Origin of the sequence: Sorangium sp. So ce887 (genome assembly GCF_051521455.1) — a bacterium.
Taxonomy (GTDB): domain Bacteria; phylum Myxococcota_A; class Polyangia; order Polyangiales; family Polyangiaceae; genus Sorangium.
The window spans coordinates 7,203,768-7,222,897 of the sequence record NZ_CP150354.1 but is presented as its reverse complement, the minus strand read 5'-3'; the positions used below and the strand labels follow the sequence as shown (position 1 = coordinate 7,222,897).

16 protein-coding genes are annotated in these 19,130 nt (G+C 70.5%); 5 read left to right on the top strand and 11 right to left on the bottom strand.

Annotated features, from left to right (window positions below; translation table 11 throughout):
• Positions 1-19 precede the first annotated feature (19 nt).
• Both fmt and WMF36_RS26740 read right to left on the bottom strand, forming a co-directional pair.
• Entirely contained in the window at positions 20-955 is a 936-nt protein-coding gene (gene fmt / locus WMF36_RS26745; RefSeq protein ID WP_437573594.1) for a methionyl-tRNA formyltransferase, read from the bottom strand.
• Between the two features lie 86 nt (positions 956-1,041).
• The gene (locus WMF36_RS26740; RefSeq protein ID WP_437573593.1) at positions 1,042-1,845 is read right to left on the bottom strand and encodes a formylglycine-generating enzyme family protein; all 804 of its coding nucleotides are present in this window, start codon (positions 1,843-1,845) and stop codon (positions 1,042-1,044) included.
• Positions 1,846-2,282: 437 nt separating this feature from the next.
• Here WMF36_RS26740 and lon point away from each other — a divergent pair, with 437 nt between their 5' ends.
• Positions 2,283-4,736 carry an endopeptidase La gene (lon, locus tag WMF36_RS26735; RefSeq protein WP_437476544.1) on the top strand — a complete coding sequence of 818 codons (2,454 nt, stop codon included), beginning with the start codon at positions 2,283-2,285 and terminating at the stop codon, positions 4,734-4,736.
• Between the two features lie 165 nt (positions 4,737-4,901).
• The gene (locus WMF36_RS26730; protein ID WP_437573592.1) at positions 4,902-6,032 is read left to right on the top strand and encodes an FHA domain-containing protein; all 1,131 of its coding nucleotides are present in this window, start codon (positions 4,902-4,904) and stop codon (positions 6,030-6,032) included.
• A 47-nt stretch (positions 6,033-6,079) separates the two neighbouring features.
• On the opposite strand, the gene WMF36_RS26725 is transcribed toward WMF36_RS26730, so the two are convergent.
• Positions 6,080-7,123 (bottom strand): hypothetical protein, encoded by a 1,044-nt coding sequence (locus WMF36_RS26725; protein WP_437573591.1) that lies wholly within the window; start codon positions 7,121-7,123, stop codon positions 6,080-6,082.
• Positions 7,124-7,227: 104 nt separating this feature from the next.
• Positions 7,228-7,791, bottom strand: a complete 564-nt coding sequence (locus WMF36_RS26720) for a hypothetical protein (RefSeq protein WP_437573590.1) — start codon at positions 7,789-7,791, stop codon at positions 7,228-7,230.
• Positions 7,792-8,082: 291 nt separating this feature from the next.
• On the opposite strand from WMF36_RS26720, the gene WMF36_RS26715 reads away from it, so the two are divergent.
• Entirely contained in the window at positions 8,083-8,790 is a 708-nt protein-coding gene (locus WMF36_RS26715; RefSeq protein ID WP_437573589.1) for a hypothetical protein, read from the top strand.
• A gap of 92 nt (positions 8,791-8,882) precedes the next feature.
• On the opposite strand, the gene tssG is transcribed toward WMF36_RS26715, so the two are convergent.
• The 5 genes from tssG to WMF36_RS26690 all read right to left on the bottom strand — a co-directional run bounded on the left by tssG (position 8,883) and on the right by WMF36_RS26690 (position 13,430).
• Positions 8,883-10,016: a type VI secretion system baseplate subunit TssG gene (gene tssG, locus WMF36_RS26710; RefSeq protein ID WP_437573588.1), complete on the bottom strand. Its 1,134-nt coding sequence runs from the start codon at positions 10,014-10,016 to the stop codon at positions 8,883-8,885.
• Positions 9,980-11,749: a type VI secretion system baseplate subunit TssF gene (tssF, locus tag WMF36_RS26705; RefSeq protein ID WP_437573587.1), complete on the bottom strand. Its 1,770-nt coding sequence runs from the start codon at positions 11,747-11,749 to the stop codon at positions 9,980-9,982. Before tssF ends, tssG begins: the two co-directional genes overlap by 37 nt.
• 72 nt (positions 11,750-11,821) lie before the next feature.
• On the bottom strand, positions 11,822-12,244 hold the full coding sequence (gene tssE, locus WMF36_RS26700) for a type VI secretion system baseplate subunit TssE (protein ID WP_437573586.1): 423 nt from the start codon (positions 12,242-12,244) through the stop codon (positions 11,822-11,824).
• 47 nt (positions 12,245-12,291) lie between these two features.
• Positions 12,292-12,777 carry a type VI secretion system tube protein TssD gene (tssD, locus tag WMF36_RS26695; RefSeq protein ID WP_437573585.1) on the bottom strand — a complete coding sequence of 162 codons (486 nt, stop codon included), beginning with the start codon at positions 12,775-12,777 and terminating at the stop codon, positions 12,292-12,294.
• Between the two features lie 143 nt (positions 12,778-12,920).
• Entirely contained in the window at positions 12,921-13,430 is a 510-nt protein-coding gene (locus WMF36_RS26690; RefSeq protein ID WP_437573583.1) for an Hcp family type VI secretion system effector, read from the bottom strand.
• A gap of 536 nt (positions 13,431-13,966) precedes the next feature.
• On the opposite strand from WMF36_RS26690, the gene WMF36_RS26685 reads away from it, so the two are divergent.
• Positions 13,967-14,884 (top strand): hypothetical protein, encoded by a 918-nt coding sequence (locus tag WMF36_RS26685; protein WP_437573582.1) that lies wholly within the window; start codon positions 13,967-13,969, stop codon positions 14,882-14,884.
• A gap of 100 nt (positions 14,885-14,984) precedes the next feature.
• On the opposite strand, the gene WMF36_RS26680 is transcribed toward WMF36_RS26685, so the two are convergent.
• Together WMF36_RS26680 and WMF36_RS26675 are read right to left on the bottom strand one after the other, a co-directional pair.
• Positions 14,985-15,677 carry a hypothetical protein gene (locus tag WMF36_RS26680; protein WP_437573581.1) on the bottom strand — a complete coding sequence of 231 codons (693 nt, stop codon included), beginning with the start codon at positions 15,675-15,677 and terminating at the stop codon, positions 14,985-14,987.
• A gap of 90 nt (positions 15,678-15,767) precedes the next feature.
• On the bottom strand, positions 15,768-17,060 hold the full coding sequence (locus WMF36_RS26675) for a type VI secretion system-associated FHA domain protein (protein WP_437573580.1): 1,293 nt from the start codon (positions 17,058-17,060) through the stop codon (positions 15,768-15,770).
• 195 nt (positions 17,061-17,255) lie between these two features.
• On the opposite strand from WMF36_RS26675, the gene WMF36_RS26670 reads away from it, so the two are divergent.
• Positions 17,256-19,121 carry a transglycosylase SLT domain-containing protein gene (locus WMF36_RS26670; protein WP_437573579.1) on the top strand — a complete coding sequence of 622 codons (1,866 nt, stop codon included), beginning with the start codon at positions 17,256-17,258 and terminating at the stop codon, positions 19,119-19,121.
• Positions 19,122-19,130: the final 9 nt, after the last annotated feature.

Here is a 19,130-nt window from a genome sequence, read left to right as displayed (position 1 = left end):
GCGTCGGGCCGCGCGCCGCTCAGCGGCCGAGCACCATCCCGGTCTGCAGCGTCCGCCCGGCGACGAGGTCCGCCGCCGCGAGCGGCTTCCGCCCCTCGGCCTGCGCCCGCAGGATCTGGATCGCGCCTTCGCCGCAGGCGACGATCACGACGCTGCGGCCGGCCATCACCACGGTGCCCGGCGGCGCCCCGCCGCTGTCGGTCTCGCTCTCCACGCGCGCAGCGAGCACCTTGAGCGTCTTGCCCTCGAGGGTCGTGAAGGCGCCCGGCCACGAGGTCATCCCCCGGATGTGGTCGTGGATCTGCCGGGCGCCCCGATCCCACCGCACGCGCCCATCCTCCTTCTTCAGGAGCGGCGCGTGCGTCGCCGCCGCGTGGTCCTGCGGCGTCGCCTCGAGCTCGCCGCCCGCCGCGCGGCGGAGGTCCTCGCGCACGACGCGCGCCGCGAGCTCCCCGAGCTCGATCGCGAGCTCGTCGGCGGTCGTGGCGGGGCCGATTGGCGTCCGGTGGATCGTGAAGATCGGCCCGGTGTCCATGCCCTCGTCCATCTGCATCAGCGAGATGCCCGTCTCGGCCTCGCCGCCGGCGATCGCCCAGGTGATCGGCGCCGCGCCGCGGTAGCGCGGCAGGATCGACGCGTGCAGGTTCATGCAGCCGCGCCGCGGCGCATCGAGCACCGCCTTCGGCAGGATGCGCCCGTAGGCGATCACGAGCGCGACGTCCGCCGCGGCGTCCTTCACCCACGCGGCGAACTCGGGCGTGCGGATCTTCTCGGGCTGCACGACCGGCAGACCGAGCTCGCTCGCCTTCACCTTCACCGGCGGCGCCTTCAGCTCGAGCCCACGGCCGGCTGGCCGGTCCGGCTGGCAGACGACGCCGACGACGTCCGCGATCGACGCGAGCGCCTCGAGCGAGGGCACGGCGATGGCGGGGGTACCGAAGAAGAGCGCGCGCACGCGCTAGCTCTAGCAGGAGCTGCGCCCCGGCACGGCGCCTTCTTCCTTCCTCGGTCGCGCGAGCTTCGCCGCGGCCCGCGGCGGGCTCAGGGCGGAGGCGCCGGCGGCCCGCTGCGCGCGTCCGACCCCGCGCCGCGCGGATCGGCGCAGCAGCGGAAGCCGGTCTCGTAGAACACGAACTTCGGATCGTGCGCGTCGTTCGTCCCGCGGCAGCCTGTCCAGGGCTTGGCCCAGAAGCCGCCCATGAGCGCGCCCGACCACCGGCGGCCGCGGCGCGAGGCGACCCACTCCTCGACGTTGCCCATCATATCGAAGACGCCGAAGGACGAGGCGCACCCGGGGTACGAGCCGCTCGGGGCGCCCTGCCAGAGCCGCTCCACCTCGCGCCGCGCCACCTCGCCGGAGGCGCCGAGCTTCCGCTCGTCGACCGGCCGCCACGCCTTGCCGCTGTTGCAGACCGTCCTGTCCACGCGCCAGCCGTAGACGAGGGGGCGCCGCTCGGGGCCCTCGCACGCGAGCTCCCACTCCTGCTCGGCGCACACCCGCTTGCCGCGCGCCGCGCACCACGCGGTCGCCATCTCGAACGACTGCATGACGAGCGGCTTCGCCCCCCGCTGGTTCGGCGCCTCGAACTGGTCCATGCACGCCGAGATCTCGGTGGTCGGCCCCTCCTCCGCGGTGATGCCCTCCCAGTACGCGAAGCAGTGGGTGGCCTTGCCGGTCTTGACCGGCTCGACGCAGACGTGCTGGACGTCGTCATGGTGGGTGCCGGTGACGAGCCGCATGTCCGCCGGGCACGCCGGGCTGGGCCCTGGATCGAGGGACGGCGCCGCTGGCAGGCTGAGCATCGCGAGCGCGAGCGCGCCGAGGCCGAGCAGGGGATCGATCATCGTTCAGCGAGGGCTCCGGTGTCGCTCCGTGCCGGTCGCCGCCGCGGCCAGGCCGCGCCGCGCGGCCGGAGGTGGCGCGACTCGGCGGCGCGAGGGCGAGGCTGGCGCTGCTGCCTCTCCTCCGCCGCGGGGGACGCCGCGCCGCGCCGTCATGTCGCCTGACAGGCGAGCGCTGCAGGTCGGAGCTGACCCGCAGAGTAACCTCATTCAAAAAAATGGCCAGGGCTGTGGCACGCGGCATGCGCCGTGTCTATGGTGAGCTCCAGTAGCCTCGCGGGCTGTCTTCCAACAGAGCTGCCAGCAGGGCTCCGCGTCGCACCATCCGCATCCGTCTGGATGCAAGCCAGGATGACCGGGGCACGCGTCGACCGCGCGGACCGGCCGCAGGTTGATCAAGGGGTTTACCTCCCCCGGTCGGGTGCCTAGAGGAGATCGCCATGTCCGAGAAAAAGAACCCGCCGATGCCGCCGCGCTCCGACGAAGAGGTCGTCTTCGGCGACGAGCTGCCGGTCCTGCCGATCCGCAATGCGGTCCTGTTCCCGGGCGCCGTTGCGCCCTTCGATGTCGGCCGCGAGAAGTCGGTCGCGCTGGTCGAGGATGTCGACAACCTCCCCGGCCCGGTCATCGCGATCTTTGCCCAGCGCGATCCGTCGACCGACGATCCCGGCGCCGAGGACCTGTACCCGGTGGGCTGCGCCGCGCGCGTGCTGAAGGCGCTCAAGCACAGCTCCGGCAACTACTCGCTGATCCTGCAGGGCCTCACGAGGATCCGGCTCGACACCGTCACGGCCCACGCGCCGTACCTGCGCGCCAAGATCCGCCGCATGGACGAGCCGGTGACGGAGGACGTCGAGGCGGAGGCGCTCGCGATGAGCCTGCGCGACATCGCCAAGCAGGTCATCCAGCTGATGCCCGAGCTCCCGCGCGAGGCGGGCTCGCTCATCGACTCGATCCAGGCGCCCGGGGCGCTCGCCGATCTCGTCGCGGCGAACCTCGACGCGCCGGTCGAGGAGAAGGCGCAGCTCATCGAGACGATCGACGTCAAGGAGCGCATCCGCAAGGTGCTCCGGCTGCTCACGCGGCAGCTGGAGATCCTGAAGATGCGCGAGCGCATCAACTCCCAGATCAAGGAGGAGATGGGCAAGAACCAGCGCGAGTACGTGCTCCGCCAGCAGCTCAAGGCCATCAAGGAGGAGCTCGGCGAGGACGACGGCGATCAGGGCGACCTCGACGGGCTCGAGGATCGCATCGCGAAGGCGAACCTGCCGACCGAGGCGGAGACCGTCGCGAAGAAGCAGCTGAAGCGGCTGCGGACGATGCAGGTCGGGTCCGCCGAGTACACCGTGGTGCGGACGTACCTCGACTGGATCCTCGACGTGCCCTGGACGCAGTCGACGCAGGACAACCTCGACATCGGGAGCGTCCGCAAGGTGCTCGACGAGGATCACTACGGCCTGGAGAAGGTCAAGAAGCGCATCCTCGAGTACCTCGCGGTCCGGAAGCTGAAGCAGGACAAGAAGGGCCCGATCCTCTGCCTGCTCGGGCCGCCCGGCGTCGGCAAGACGTCGCTCGGCAGGAGCATCGCGCGCGCCCTCGGCCGCAAGTTCCACCGCGTCTCGCTCGGCGGCGTGCACGACGAGGCGGCGATCCGCGGCCACCGGCGGACCTACGTCGGCGCGCTCCCTGGCCAGATCATCCAGGGCATGAAGAAGTCGGGGATGATCAACCCGGTCTTCATGATGGATGAGGTCGACAAGATCGGGCACGACTTCCGGGGCGACCCCTCGGCGGCGCTGCTCGAGGTGCTCGACCCGGAGCAGAACAACACGTTCGCGGATCACTACCTGGAGATCCCGTACGACCTGTCGCACGTGATGTTCGTCGCGACCGCGAACGTGGCCGATCCGATCCCGCCGCCCCTCCGCGACCGCATGGAGATCCTGGAGATCCCCGGCTACACGCGGAAGGAGAAGCTCGCGATCGCGCGGCAGCACCTGCTCCCGAAGCAGCTGTCCGAGCACGGGCTCACGACCGAGCAGCTCGAGGTCACCGACAAGGCGCTGGAGGAGATCATCGATCACTACACGCGTGAGGCCGGCGTCCGCTCGCTCGAGCGGCAGATCGCGGGCGTCATCCGCGGCGTGGCGGTGAAGGTCGCGGAGGGCGACACGCAGAAGCGGCGCGTCGACAACGAGGACGACCTGCACGAGTTCCTCGGCGCGGCGAAGTACACGAGCGAGGTCGCCGAGCGCACCGCCGAGAGCGGCGTCGCGACGGGCCTCGCGTGGACGAGCGTCGGCGGCGAGATCCTCTTCATCGAGGCGACGCGGATGTACGGCACGGGCAAGCTCCAGCTGACGGGCCAGCTCGGCGACGTGATGAAGGAGTCCGCGCAGGCGGCGCTGTCCTTCGTGCGCAGCAACGCGTCGATGTACAGCATCGCGAAGGACTTCCTGGAGAAGAGCGACCTGCACATCCACATCCCCGCCGGCGCGATGCCCAAGGACGGGCCGAGCGCGGGCGTGACGATGTTCACCGCGCTCGTCTCGCTCCTCACCGGGATCAAGGTCCGCCACGACGTCGCGATGACGGGCGAGATCACGCTCCGCGGTCGGGTGCTCCCGATCGGCGGCCTGAAGGAGAAGGTGCTGGCGGCGCACCGCGCCGGCATCAAGCGCATCATCGTCCCCGAGCGCAACCGGGCGGATCTCGAGGAGGTCCCGAAGGAGGTCGTGGACGAGCTGCAGTTCTTCTTCGTCAGCCGGATGGAGCAGGTCCTGGAGGCCGCGCTCGAGCGGCTGCCCGAGCCCGCGCCCGTGACCGAGGAGTCGAAGGACGGTGAGAAGAAGGAGCTCGAGAAGTCGGACAAGAGCTCGATCGCCAGCAACTGATCCACGGATCGATCGCTGAGCGATCTGTGTCTCCAGGGCGCCGCGCGGCTTGAACGCGCGGCGCCTTTTTTCGTCATGAGGGTCGCGCTGCGGCGGGCCGCCTCGCTGCCGCCGTCGGCCTTTCGTCTCGACGGAAGTCAAGCGAATCGGTAGCCTCGTCATCGCATGAGGCCGTGTCCGAACTGCGCGTGGATGCTCAAGGAGACCGACGCAGCCTGCACGATGTGCGGTGCGAGCGTGGCCGGCGCAGCGCCTTCAGCCTCCGCGGTTGCGCCGCTGCCGCCGATGCAGGGGGGGGCTGGCGCCTATGCTCCGCCCGGCCCGCCGGGCTATCCGGGGCAGCCGGTCGTCTCCGGCTATGGCGGCGCGGTGCCGCCGGTATCCCCGGGTTACGGCGCGATGGGCGGCGGGCAGGGTGCCTATCCTCCTCCTCCTCAGGTCGGGATGGGCGGCGGTCACCCGGCGACTGCGTCGCCGGGGGGCGGCGTCCCCTTCTCCGGCGGCGCGGACGCTGCCTTCCCTGTCTCTCCCTGGGCGCGTGCTGCTCCCTCGGCGGGGCTCACGTCGCAACCTTCGTCTCCTCCGATGAACGCGCCGGGTGTCACGCCCGCCCAGCCGCCGCTCGGGTCGCCGATCCAGGGCATGGTGCCCGGCGCTGCCATGGGCGGCGCGATGGGGCAGCAGGCCGGATCGCCGTCACCCATGTTCGGCGCGCCTCCGCAGAGGGTGGCGCCGCCGCCGATGGTCGTGCCGGCGGGGACGCCGGGGATGGTCGCGCCGCCGCCGATGGTGCAGGGCGGAGGGGTCGCGCCGCCGCCGATGGTGCAGGGCGGAGGGGTCGCGCCGCCGCCGCTCATGCAGGGCGGGGTGCCTGCGGCGGCGCAGGGCAGAGCGCCGGCGATCGTCGCGCCGCCGGTCGTTCAGGGCGCGGTGCCGGGCGTGGTGCAGCCGGTCACGGCGCAGCCGTCGCGCGTGCTCGTGGGCTTCATCGTGACGTTCCAGAACGACCCTGGGGGCAGCTTCTGGCCGATCTACAGCGGCCGCACCCAGGTGGGGCGCGCCGGGGCGGATCCGGCGACGGAGATCGGGCTCGCCGACGCGAGCGCCTCGTCGCGGCACGCGTCGGTCCATGCGGACCCGACGACGGGCCAGGTCTTCATCGAGGACGACGGCTCGCGCAACGGCTCCTTCGTCAACGAGCAGCGCCTCGGGCAGGGCGAGCGCCGGCAGCTGCGCGACAACGACCGGCTGCGGCTCGGGAGCACGACGTTCGTGGTGAAGGTGCTTGTGGCGTGAGCTCAGGCGGGCGGGACGCTGCGTGACAGATCCCGGTCCTGCGGAGCTTACTGTCCGCCTGCGCCGCCTGCGCCGCCTGCGCCGCCTACGCCGCCCGCGCCGCCCGCGCCGTCGTCCACCGGCTCCGGGGCCTTGCACTTGGAGAAGCCGTCCACGAGGCCGCACTCCAGCTCCGCCGCGCAGTCATCTTCGACGACGCACGCCTGGCCATCACCGCACCGCCCTTCGCAGAGCGTTCCACCACAGTCGATGTCGGTCTCCGGGCCGTCCTTGACGCCGTTGAAGCAGAGCGCCGGAGGCGGCGGGAACTCGCAGTAGAAATACTCCACCACCTCAGCCGCGGTGTCCGCGTCAAGCTCCCCCTCGGCGTTCGGGGTAGCCTCGCGCGGCGGGTAGTGGACGCTGAAGGAGATGAAGCCCTCAAAGCCGTCTGGCGCCGCCGGGCCGGCATCCGGAGGCGGTTGGTTGCCCAGGCTCGTCCTGAGCACCGCCCTCGGAAGCAGCTGCGCGTACTCCGGGCACTTCCTTTCGGCGTCGAGCCGGTTGAAGTGGTGAGACGTGCCGTCTGCGCAGCTCACGTCGAGCGTGTCGCGGCCCTCAGGTGTCGTGGCGGCGACTGTCCCGCGCACCGCGACCGTTCCGTCTTCCGCGGGACCGGCCTCAGGGCAGCTCGCGACGCCGGCATCCACGTCGTCCTGGTTGCAGGCAATCGAAACCGAATAGTTGAAGTCCCCCGAGAACGTGAATGAGCCACATTCCTGCGCCTGGGCGTCGAGGCGCTTGAACGTGAGGCTCTTCGGAGGGAACGCCGCAAGATCGAGCGGCGGATCGAACACCACCTGACCGCCGCTGGTCAGGAAGCAGACGTCGAGGGTCTCTCGGCTGGCGAATTTGCCTGTCGGCGCGTCCCCCCCGCGCGGCACCGCGCACCGGGCGTCGGTCTCGACGTGGAACGTCTGGTAACAGCTGTTCGGATCCTTGAGAAACGCGCAGATGTTCTCGAACTCCTCACCGCAGCCTGGCACAGAGACGGCTGCGGTCACGGCGAGGATCGGAGCGACGGCGGCGGCGAGCAAGACGTGACGGCGCATGGGCGCAGTCTACGCGTTCTCCCCGCACGTGGGCCAGCTTCGCACAGGTCGACCGGCTGCGCGCGGTCGGCGCGCTCCGGCGCCCCGCGCGCGGTCGGCTCGGCTCACAGCTCGGTGTAGGGCCCGGGGACCACGTACGCGTCGTCGTTGCCCGCGTACGTGAACACCCCCCAGCAGACGAGCTTGTACTTGATGGCGAACGCCATCGCCTCCCGCAGGCTGGCCTTCGGCGCGAGCACGGCGAGGTTCGAGCGGCGGACGCCCCACCAGCCCGGCCCGTGCTGCAACACCGCGTCGTGGAGATCCTGCGTCGCGTGCTTCGCGTCCTCGAGCACCGCGAGCCGCAGCCGGACGAACGACTTGTCGCTCGCCGGGAAATCGAACCAGTACAGGTTCGACCTCGCCTGCTTCGGGGCGATGCTCCCGGCGCCCTGCGCCGACAGGAAGCGGCTGAGGTCATCGGGCGCGAGCTTCTGCGTGACCGGGTGCGTGTCGACGCCCTTGCACGTCTCGGGGCCGACCTTGAACTCGCCCAGCGCGAGCGGCGGCTCGGGGCCGTTCTCGGGCGTCAAGAGGTAGCGATCGACCTCGGGCAGGTCGTTCGGGTACGTCACGCCGGCGTCGATGCCGCTGCACGCCGGGGCTCCCAGCGCAAGCGCGAAGGCCATGGCGAGCGCGGGGCGTCGGGGCCTGCGGCGGCTCGGCGCTGGACGCCCGCGGTCGGGGCTCATGCTGCAGGGGGGGCTCGGCGCGCTCGACGCCGGTGCTCCGGCGGGCGCGCCCTTGCGACTCGGTTTGCTTTCGTTCGACATGGCTCTCTCGCGGCACCTGGGGCGCCGCCTCGATCGGTGGGCGCAGCGCTGCCCGGGCCGGGCAATCATTCAATGCCGGACGCCCCGAGGGCAAACTCCTCTGCGAACATTTGGCTGGCGCGCCCCCGCTGGCCTAGAGTTGGCCCGATGAGGCACCTCGGAATGCCGATGTTCGCGCACGTCCCCGCCCTCCGCGCCCGGCGTCTGCCCGCGGCCGCAGCTGGGCGCGCCGGAGCGGCCTGCGCCGCCGCGGCCGCGATCGCGCTGCTCGCCGGCTGCGGCGGGTCGCCCACCGCCCCCAGGCAGGACGACGTCTTCTATCTCCACGGCGCCAGCGGGCTTCTGAGCAAGGACTCGAGCTTCGAGGTGCACTTCCCGCCGCTCGACGCCCCGGCCACCGAGCGGGTGCCACGCCGGATCGGCGTGGGCCTCATGAACGGCGACGTCCGCATCAGCCGCCCGATGGACTGGAACGTCGGCGGCGCCGACTACACGCCCGAGCGCCGCTTCATCACGTACCAGTCGCCGCGCCAGTTCCTGTTCTCGATCTACGAGCGCATCGACAGCCCCGAGGACTCGTGGCCCGACGTGCTCAAGCGCTACGAGGCCGACCTCGACGAGCAGGGCGCGGAGATCCTCTCCGGCCGCGCGCCCGTGGCGACCGCGAACACGCAGGGGCGCAGCTACCTCGTCAAGGCGAAGATCCCCTCGAAGCCCGTCTCCGAGGCCTTCGCCCACGAGATCCTCGTCCGGAGCCCCCGCCGCGTCCTGCTCGTGCAGATCGTGCACCACGAGAACATCGACGCGAACGCCGACGAGATCACGGCCGCGCTGCAGAGCCTCACGGTGTACTGAGCGCCCGGCGCGCCCTGACCGGCGCCCGCCGCGCCAGGGCCGCAGCCACCCGCCTCGATCCCGAGGGGCCGCCGCGGCGCCGCCCGCCTCGCTCACATCGGCGGGGGCTCGCCCCGATCCTCATCGTCCTCATCGTCGCCGCCGGCGAGGTGCTTGTCGTCGAGGGGGATCGTGATCACGAGCCGCTCCGCCGCAGATCCTCCGATCCACGCGGTGCGCTTGAGCGTCGCGGCGCGCGGTGAGCCGAGCTGGAACCGGGGCGCCTCCTCCGTGTCCACGTGGATCTCGAGCATCACGTCGTGGATGCCCGGCGTGAACGTCTCGATGATGCCGCGGACGAGCTCCTGACGCCGACCGCCCGGCAAGAACGAGAGGTACTCGTCGTAGCCGACCGGGCCGAGCACGACCTTGTAGCGGCCGGAGCCGTCGAACACGTAGCGCCCCAGGGTCAGGCTCTCGCCGAGCTGATGGTTCATCACGCCGAGCTTGTTCCTGAACGGCTTCTCGATCTTCGTCCAGTGGCCGACGAACTGCTCGATCCGCACGTCGATGCGCCCGAGCATCTCGGACAGCACCGTCTCGAGGTTCCGCGCCGAGCGCGACTTCGAGGCGAGGATCGGCGCGTAGCGGAGGAAGAAGAAGCGATCGAGCGGGGTCCCGTAGTCGCGGAACCCGTCGAGCCCGACCGCGCAGAGCATCCGGCGCGAGAACGGATCGGCGCCCTGCTTGCGGTACGTGACGGGCAGCCGGTACTTGGTCCACGCGCGGTAGAGCAGCGACAGGAGCCGGTGGTGGAAGACGTCGAGGAGCTCGCGGATCGGCTGCGGCCCGCCCTGGTAGTCGGCCAGCGCGATCTGCTCGATGAAGTACGCCGGCAGCGGCGACACCGAGCCGTACAGGCCGAGGAACGTGGTCGAGACGCGCGCCCGCTGGACCGCGTCCGGGGACTTGACCACCGCGAGCTCGCTCACGTCGCTCGACGCGAAGATGAGGGACGGGTCGCCGCGCAGCCGGATGCGCTCGTCCTGCACGGGCCCGAGCTGGCCCACCGGCGGCGCGGCGGGGAAGAGCCGCTCGAGCAGGTAGACGAGGCGGTAGTACGAGAAGCGCGGCGCGGTCTCCGCGAAGCCCCGTAGCGTCGCCAGGGCGACGGGGTCGGCGGTCGCGGCACCCCTCGGCGCAGCTGCCCTCAGATCAGCGTCAGGCTGCCGCTCTTCGGGTCCCATTTGTGCACCACGCGTGTGTTCGTGCCGGTGACCGTCAGCTGCGTGAACGAGTTCAACGAGACGTAGGACCCGAGGATCTCGTTCAGGATGCTCGCGAACAGGTACATCTCCCCCTCGCCGACGAACCCGCCCTCGTCGAGCTCGATATCGACCGCGACGCCGCGCACCGGCGCGCCTCGGTACAGCCGGTCGGTCGGCCGCACCCGGATCGACTTGATCGCGGCCAGGCGGAGCTGGCTCGCGCGCGCGGCCTGACGGTCGACGATCGCCTGAAAATTGTAGAGATCGACGGTCGCCCGGAGCACCTCGAGCTCGGTGATCGAGCGGTAGCTCATCGCCATGTGGGCCAGCACGCGCCACTGCAGTTCGCGCCCGATCGGCGGTGGGAGCGGCGCGGTGACGCCGGTGAGGTTGGTGAAGCTCGCGACCGCGGGGGAGGTCGCCGTCGGCACGCGCAGATCGCCGAGCTTCAGCTGCGCCGGCAGGCGGCGGTTCGTGCTCGTCGCCTCGATGCTGATCACGTCGAACTCGGGGAGCGCCCCCGCGTCCTGCGGGGAGCCGAACGAGAGGTACATGTCGATCCCGTCGCCGATCGCGGCCGGGCGGAGGTGCGCCTGGTAGAAGATCGTCCGCGCGGCGGCCTCCGGATCGAGCTCGTGCTGGAAGCTGAAGAACGAGGGGATCTCGACGCGCTGGCTCGTGCGCCTGGCGATCCCGACGACCTTGTCGATGCTGTGGATCTCGAAGGCCGCGGGCGTCGCGCCTGCCGGGCGGCAGAGGTACTCGTGCTTGGTGGCCTCGGGCTTGATCGGATCGCTCGTGTGCTCGAACAGGTTCACGACCGGCGAGCAGAACAGCCGGAGGTTCTCCCTGCCGACCCGGGTCCCCGGCGGCAGCCCGTCCTTGAACTGCAGCAGGATCGCGAACCTGTCCGAGATCCGCTCCGCCGAGAGCGCCTGGAGGCCGGTCACCTCGAAGAACGCGAACTTCTGCGGGAGCGTGAAGAACTCCTGCAGGAGCCGGAAGCCCGGGTAGACCGTCTTCGGGTACGGGATCAGCGCCTCCTCATCGGTGAAGCCGGTGAGCCGCACGGCGCGCGCCGGGAGCGACGCGATCGTCGTGTCGCGACCGGCGGCGTCCACCGCGGCGAGCGCGACGGTATCGACGTGCGCGCCGACCCAGAGGCGGAGGTCGTCCTGGAGCCTGCGCTCGCCGTGGATGTAGAAGCGGAGCGACGAGAGCGACAGGCCCGAGATCGCGGCCCCGCCGGTGAGACGGAGCTCGATGCGGAGCGTCTGCGCGAGCTGCGCGCCCGTGTCGACGCGCACGTCCTCCACCGCGAGCGGGACGAGCTCGACGTCCTGGGTCGTGCGGAACCGGCACGAGACGCCGTCGACCGGCACCGACCCGACCTCCGCGTGCCGGGCCACGACGAGCTTCTCGCGCACGACGTTCGGGAGCGGCGTGAACTCGATGATCGAGGTGGCCGGGATCTGACGGAGGTAGTGCGGAAAGAGCAGCGACGCGACCGAGTGGATCACCTCGGGGAGCTCGTCGTCGAGCTTCTGGCGGATCTTGCCCGTCAGGAAGGCGACGCCCTCGAGCAGGCGCTCGACGTCGGGGTCGCCACCGCGCTCGGCGAGCATGGGCGCGATCCCGGGGTAGGCGGCGGCGAACTCCCGCCCCAGATCCCGCAGGTAGGTGAGCTCGTCCTGGTAGTACTTGTTGAACATCCTCTCGCACCGCCAGTCGACCGTCTGGGCCGAAGCGTGTCAACCGCCGTGAGCCCGGCCGCAGGACAGAAGCTACGTCATCCGGACGTTGCCGCTCTGGTCGACCGCAGCGCCGAGCCGGAGCGCCTGGCGCCGGCCGTCGGGGAACTGGATCTGCGCGGTGATCTCGAACTCGAGGATCATCGACTGCAGCACCGAGTCGCTGCGCAGGTGCCGGACCTGGACGTTCTTCAGCCGCGGCTCGTAGGCCTGGATGCAGTTCTTGAGCGAGCGCTGCACCAGGCCGATCGCCTCGGGGAACTCGTGCAGCACCTCGGACACCTCCATGAGGCCGTAGTCCGGGCAGGTCAGCGAGCTGCCCTGGCGGGTGTTCAGCATGTGCCCGAGGTGCGTCAGGATGGCCGACTCGAGGTCGTGATCCCGGTAGGTGTGCCGCTCCGTCGAGTGCGGGTCGGCCGCGTGCATGATTCGGGTAAGGAGCGATGCGCCGGCCACGGGGCGGATCGTAGCTCAGCTCGCGCCTCGAGCGGAAGCCCGGTGTTTCAGCGCGGGGTGAGCCAGTCGTCCGCCGCCGAGAGGCCCCCGTCGTTCCAGATCCAGAGGACCTTCTGGTACGTGAACGCGATCTCCTCCTGCTCGGGCACGCGCGCTTGCGACGGGTTCCTCACGTTGAGCATGTGGAACTGGATGCTCGAGATGTTCGCGTTCGTGAGCTGGACCGTGAAGACCGGCTTCTCGACGCCGATCGCTGCCGACCGGTAGAACTGGAGCTCCCAGCGGGGGATGCCCTCGTTGTGGCTGAGCATGCTGAGGAGGAGCGGGGTCGATCGATCGAGGTCCTTCGTCACGATGAAGGGCTTGTGCATCCGCTTGCCGGTCGGGCGCCCGGTCACCGGGTCGCGCGGTCCCACCAGCGAGTGGAATACCTCTGTGACCAGAATGCTACCTTCTCGCCCCTTCTGGGTGACGGAGCCCCTGACTTCCCCCTGTCTTTCGCCGACGAGTCTGAGGTAGGCGTTGAGGGGCATGCCAACATTCTGATCGTAGGACGCGGTATCGCCATGCCTGAATTCGAGCGACTTCCCGGCCAGCTCAACTCCAGGACGACAAACGCGACCGGGCGACCCGAAGGCCGCCCGGCGCGACGAGACCCGAAGCTAGGAGCTAGGGGCTACTGGTTCGGCGACTCCCAGTCGTCGTCCGCCTGGCGGGCGCCGTCGCCGTCGTCGTACGACCACTCGATCTTCTGGTACGTGAAGGAGACCTTCTCGTACTCGGGGATCTCCCTGGCGTCGGGGCGGCGGGTGTTCTCCATGTGGAAGTCGACGCTGGCGACCGTCGCGTTCGTGAGCTTGACGGTGTAGTGGTTCTGCTCCTTGCCGACGTTCTTCGACGCCGCGGTGCCGGGCGTGTAGAACTTGAGCTCCCACTCCGAGATGCTCTCGTTGTTGACCAGGGCGTTGTAAATAAGGGGGGTTGCCTTGTCGAGCTCCTTCGTGATCACGAAGGGCTTGTGCTGGCGCTTCCCGCTGGGCATCCCGGTCGACGGGTCACGCGGGCTCACGACCGTGTGCTGCACCGCGATGATAGCGATGGTCTTCTCGCGACCCTTCTGGGTGACCGAGCCGTCGATGGGGCCCTGAGTAACACCCTTCAACTTGAGATGAGCTTGCAACGCCATGATCAAATGCCTCTTCCTTCAAGGCCTCGCCGCCTGGGCTCAGTCTACGCCCCATTGCGCGCTGGCAGACGGTTCGTCCCGTCGGGAGTAGGAGTCTAGATGCCTAGAGATAAGACTCTCATCCTCTCTCTAGCCCTGTTCATCGCAGGGAGCCCAGAAGGTAACTCCCTATATGGGAGCGTCAAGACTTTTGTGTCCCAGGGCAGCGCGCGCTTTCTGATCCCGCTTCTGGTCCGTCTTCCGGTTCGGCACCTCAGTTCCTGAGGTACGCAATATTCCGTCGCTGGGCCATCGGCCATCGGCCATCGCTTCGATAAGGCGGCGCAGGGGTGTCATGCGCGTTGCGGAGGTTGTGGGCGACGTGACGACGCGCGGCCCGGCGGCTCGATCCCGGCGTGAGCAAGACCGCTGGAGAACAAGGTGGCCTGGCCGGCCAACGTGCTGGCCGGCCAACCGGGCTGGCCGGCCAACGGGGCCGGCCAGAGCGTTAGGTCGCGAACTCGCCTCGGCGAGGTCTTGCATGGTACGAAGGACGCGTGAGCATCGTTCGTTTCGGCTACGTCGTCGGCCTGGGGCTCGCCGCCACCCTCGCGGGATGCGGATCGTACCCCGAGCAGCCGCACGGCGAGCTGCAGACACGCAAGCAGAACCCGATTCCGGTATGCACGACCCAGCTCCCACCCGCGCGGCGCGCGGCTGGCGACAAGGCGGCCGTCCGAACCCTCGATCCCGACCAGTGGCTGGGGGTCGTCGTCCCCGGCTACAGCGAGGAGCGCGGGCTCGGGCCGACCGACGTCGACTGCACCGGCCACTACATATTCGCCAACGAGACGCTGCGCGGCGGCATCTCCAAGTCCGGCTGGCCACGCAAGCTCGACCCGGACGCGGTCGAGGTTCGCTCCGGGCCGGAAGGGCTGCGCGCCATCTGGGTGCGCGCTCTCACGTTCGAGAACGGCGACGAGGGCGGCCTCGTCGCGCTCGTGCGCGCATCGGGCGACCGGGCGGACGTCTACGGCGTCGGCAGCTTCCGCGCGCCCGCGAAGGGGACCAAGCTGTCCCCGGTACGCCTCGGCAACGACAACCTCGTCGTCGCCGAGACGAAGAGCTGCCCGGATCCCGACGACTGCCGGCAACGGGCCCACTTCTACCTGGCGCGGCGGGGGCGGCTCATCGAGGCGGCCTCCGTCGACCTGGAGCGGACCGCGGTGGTGCCCTCCGTCACGGAGCGCGGCCTCTACGCGCGCTACGTGCTGCGCACAGACGTCTCCTACAAGCCGAACGGCATCCAGCTGCTCGAGCAGGTGCGCGTGAAGATCGTGAAGTACGACGACAGCAACCGCGACAGCGACCGCGAGCTCCGCCGTGTCGAATTCCAGCGCTTCCTCCGGGTGGAGCGGGATACGATCTTCTCGTCGAATGATCCGCTCTGGGAGCGCGTCGTCGGACAGGACTAGAACGGTAGCGGCGGCCAGGGGGCCGGAGGGGGAGGGGGGAGCGCCCGGGGGGGCGGGCGGGGGCCCGCCGGCGAGGGACGCTCGCCGGCGAGCGCAGCGGCTACCAGCAGAACAGCGCGTTGCCGTAGCCGCAGTTCGGGGGCTGGAACATCGCGTACGCGGTGCCGACGGCGAGGCCGCTCAGGAAGCCGGTGACGCCGCCGATCGCGATCTGACCGGCGTTCTCGTGCGGCCGCGTGCCGTCCGTGGCGACGCCGCGGGCGATCGTGGTCACGACCGAGGCCGTCAGGGGGAAGGCGACATGGCCGATGAAGCCGCCGGCATTGAAGCGGCCTGACGAGTAACGGAACGTGTCGACAACGAAGATGCCGGTGCCCGCGCCCGTCGCCCCCCACGAGGCGAACGCGTGCGTCGACGGGCCGCCGAAGGACTCGCAGCCCGAGTCGGCCAGGGCCGTCTTCGTCGCCTCGACCCCGCAACCGGGGCGGGTCGACTCGATCGCGTCCTTGATCGGCAGGTCCACGAGCAGCGTCAGCGCGGTCATCGTCATGGCGGGCGCCAGGACCGAGAAATGCCAGCGCCCCTTCCAGCCGACCGTGGACTCGGGATCGCTGTAATAAACGCGCGGCATCAGGAAGACGACCGAGGAGCCCAGCACGAGGCTCACGTCCGAGACCGTGGCCCAGCCCTTATCGCGTTCGACCCTCGTCTGCGCAGCCGCCTCGCCCGGGGCGAGGAGGCACGCGGCGACCGCCAGACAACCTGCTGCTACGACTTTCTCCCTGATTCGCATGAACCGCGCCTCGCGTTCGGCCGCGCCACCGGCGGAGATCGGCGAGCCCGATGCGCGGCGCACCGCGCGAAGCCCAGCCGTTGAGGGGCGCTACCGTTTGTTCGGATTCCCAGAGACGGGGAAGCGGACGATGCTCCTGCCTCCCGATTCGCCGGATGACCCATCGTCCTCTGCGGCGGTCGCAGCGTACGCCCGAGAGAACTGCTCGCCAAATATTTCCCGAAACGTCTCCTTGTCCTCCCCCGAATAGTCGCCGTGGCGGCGCTCGTAGAGCTTCCAGAGCTCCTCGTACTTGCTGGAGAACAGCCCGCCTTTCTTGCCATCGCGCTCGAGCTTCTCTTCGAGCGTCTTCGGCGCGAGCTTCACGAGCAGCGACCTCACGCCCCCCATCACGCCGTTCAGGAGCGCGATCTGGTGGCTCATGACGTCGACGAAGATCTCGTGGAGGTGCCGCGCGGCGTCCTGACCCCCGACGGGCGTGAGCAGGACGGTGCCGAGCTCCTTCGCGTCCTGCGCGTTCGCGACCTTGTCCGTCTCCGCAGAGCGATCGCGGGCCAGCACCTCGGCCTCGAACTCCTGGTAGCCGTCGCGCAAGCTCACGAAGCACTTCAGGAAGACCTCCATCGTGTCGCGGAGCCGCCGCGCGAAGTTGACGATGCCCGCGACGTCGTCCGGCGGCTTCGTGCCGGGCGCGAGGGCCCCCGCCAGCTCGGAGAGCGCCGCGAACGCCGCGTTCGCCGGCGCCAGCTCGCCGAGCGTGCGGTAGTCGACGCCGTAGTACTGGGAGATCTTCTGGAAGTCCCGCTCCGCAAGGACGCTCGGGTGCTCCTCGCCCAGCCGGCGCAGGTAGCTCTGACGCGCGTCGGGCGGGAGGCGCGCGAGGTGATCCCAGATCATCCGGTAGACCGCAGCCCACGCGGTCCGGTACGCCTCCAGGTACGGGACCACCTGACGCAGGTACGGGTCCTCGCCGCCGTGAGCGGCGCGCTTCTGCGGGTTGAGCAGCGCGGAGAGGTTCTCGCCGCCCGTGCCGAGCAGCGTGCCGTCGTTCGGGCTCTCCGACTTCAGCGGCGCCTCGATGATCGCGAGCCGGATCTGGATCGGGCCGATCGTGATCTCCGGCTGGCCGCTCACGTCCACCGAGGTGTCGCGCGCCAGCCGGTGCCCGGCGAACATCGTCCCGTTGGTCGAGCCGAGGTCCCGGACGAGGATCCGGCGATCGCGGACGTCCACCGCCGCATGGAACTGGGAGATGTACGGCCGGTCGATGTGAAGGTCGTTCAGCTGGTTCCTGCCGATCCGGACAGGAAAGCGCTCGAACGAAACGTCGAAGCTTTGGTTGGCCTGGGTGTCGGACACGCGGGCCGAGAGCGCCGCCGGCATGGAGGCAGACTAGCAGACCCTCTCCGCCGCACGGGAGTGCCTGACGCCCCATCCGCACCAGGCGGCCCCTCGATGCGCGGTCCACCCCGAGAGCCCGCAGCGCACGGCTCCAGCAGGCCGGTCGCTTTCTTGACCTGTTTGCCTACATGGTGCGACCTTAAACCACACATGAGCCTCGTCCATAAGATCCCTCCCATGGTCTCGGCCCTGGCGTTCGGCTACGGGGTCGGGATGGCGGCGCCCCAGGCGGCGATCTCGTCGGTCCATTCGGCGGTGTCGACCTACCAGCTGGGCGGAGCGCACACCGCGGCGTCGGTCACGGCCCTGGCCGCCGTGCCGATGGCCGCCGCGCCGGGGCCGTACGCGCCGCCGGCGCGCGGGCTCGCCGCGCCGGCGCTGCCGCCGGGGGGCGAGTCGCGGGAGCTCCTCCGGCTGCGCGACGTCGCCGGGCGCGAGGCGCGGGAGGGCGCCGCCTGCGAGCTGGATCGGCCGAGCTTCTCGCAGCCGCCGCGCACGTTCTCCGCCGAGGGCCGCTACGCCGACGACGTGGACGACCTCGACTCGGCCGGCGCCGAGGCGCTCTCGAAGCTGCAGCTGCCGGACCTCCGGCTCGCCGTGTCGCGCCGCACCCTCAAGTACGTCCGCTTCTTCACGCGCACCGACCGCGGGCGGCACATGTTCGAGACGTGGCTGAAGCGGAGCGGGCGGTACCAGGAGATGATCCAGGCCGAGCTCAGGGACAGGCGGCTGCCGGAAGATCTCATCTGGGTCTCCATGATCGAGAGCGGCTTCGACCCGAGGGCGAAATCGCCGGCGGGCGCCGTCGGGCTCTGGCAGTTCATGCCCGCCACCGGGGAGGTCTACGGGCTCCAGAAGACGCGGCACCTCGACCAGCGCAAGAACCCGCGCCTCGCCACGCAGGCGGCGGCCCACCACCTGCGCGATCTGTACATGCGCTTTGGCAGCTGGGACCTCGCGCTCGCGGCCTACAACATGGGCTATGAGCAGCTGCTCGACCGCATCGATCGGTACGGCACGTCCGACTTCAACGAGCTGGCACGCCAGGAGGCGATCCCCTCGGAGACGGCCGCCTACGTGCCGAAGATCGGGGCGGCGGCGATCGTGGCGAACAACCTGGAGCGGTTCGGGTTCGACCAGGTCGCGGTGAACCGGCCGGTCGACGCCGCCGAGATCGCGGCGCCCCCGGGGACGCCGCTCAAGACGCTGGCGAAGGCAGCGGGCATCGCGACGTCGACGCTCCGGACGCTGAACCCCGACATCCTGGGGGACCGCGTGCCGCCGGGGCGGGGGGACTTCATCGTGATGCTCCCGCCGGATACGCTCGCGCGGGCGCAGGCGGCCCTGCCCGCGATGCTCTCCGCGGAGCAGCTCGCCCCCGAAGACGCGTCGGTCCTCGATCCGGTCGACCTGCTCGGCGGACGCGACTTCAGGCCGCGGCGGGGGGGCAGCGAGGACGAGAGCCTGCTCTCGCTCCTCCCGAAGCCCAAGCGGAAGCGGGCGGTGGACACGGTGGACGACGACGACCGACCCGGGATCAGCAAGCGGCGCTCGATGCGCGACCCCGTGGCCTCGCTCGACGACGACGCGGAGCGCCCGTCCGACGACGACGCGGAGTACGCCCCGCCGCGATCGCAGGCCCCGCGCGGCCTGGCGGCGAGGCCAGCGCGTGAGGTGATGCTCTACCGCGTCGGGCCCGGCGATACGCTGATCGGCGTGGCGCGGCAGTTCGTCATAGACGTCGAGGACGTCGCGCGCGATAACAGGATTGATCCGGACCAGAAGCTCCGCGTCGGCGCCCTGTTGAAGCTGCGGATACGGCCCGACATGGTGGACCGCATCGCCTCGAGCGAGGCGCTCGTCGCGCAGGCAAAGGACGACAAGGCCCAAGACGCCGCGGCGCCGGCGTCGCGTGGCGCGGCGCCGCGCGGTGAGGCCGCCCGCGGCGGGGCCAAGCCGCTCGCGCGGGAGCGCGGAGAGGCCGGCGGAGCCGAGGGCCGCGCCCCCGAGGCCGCGGAGAAGAAGCCCAAGGGGCGCGGCTGACGACGGCGC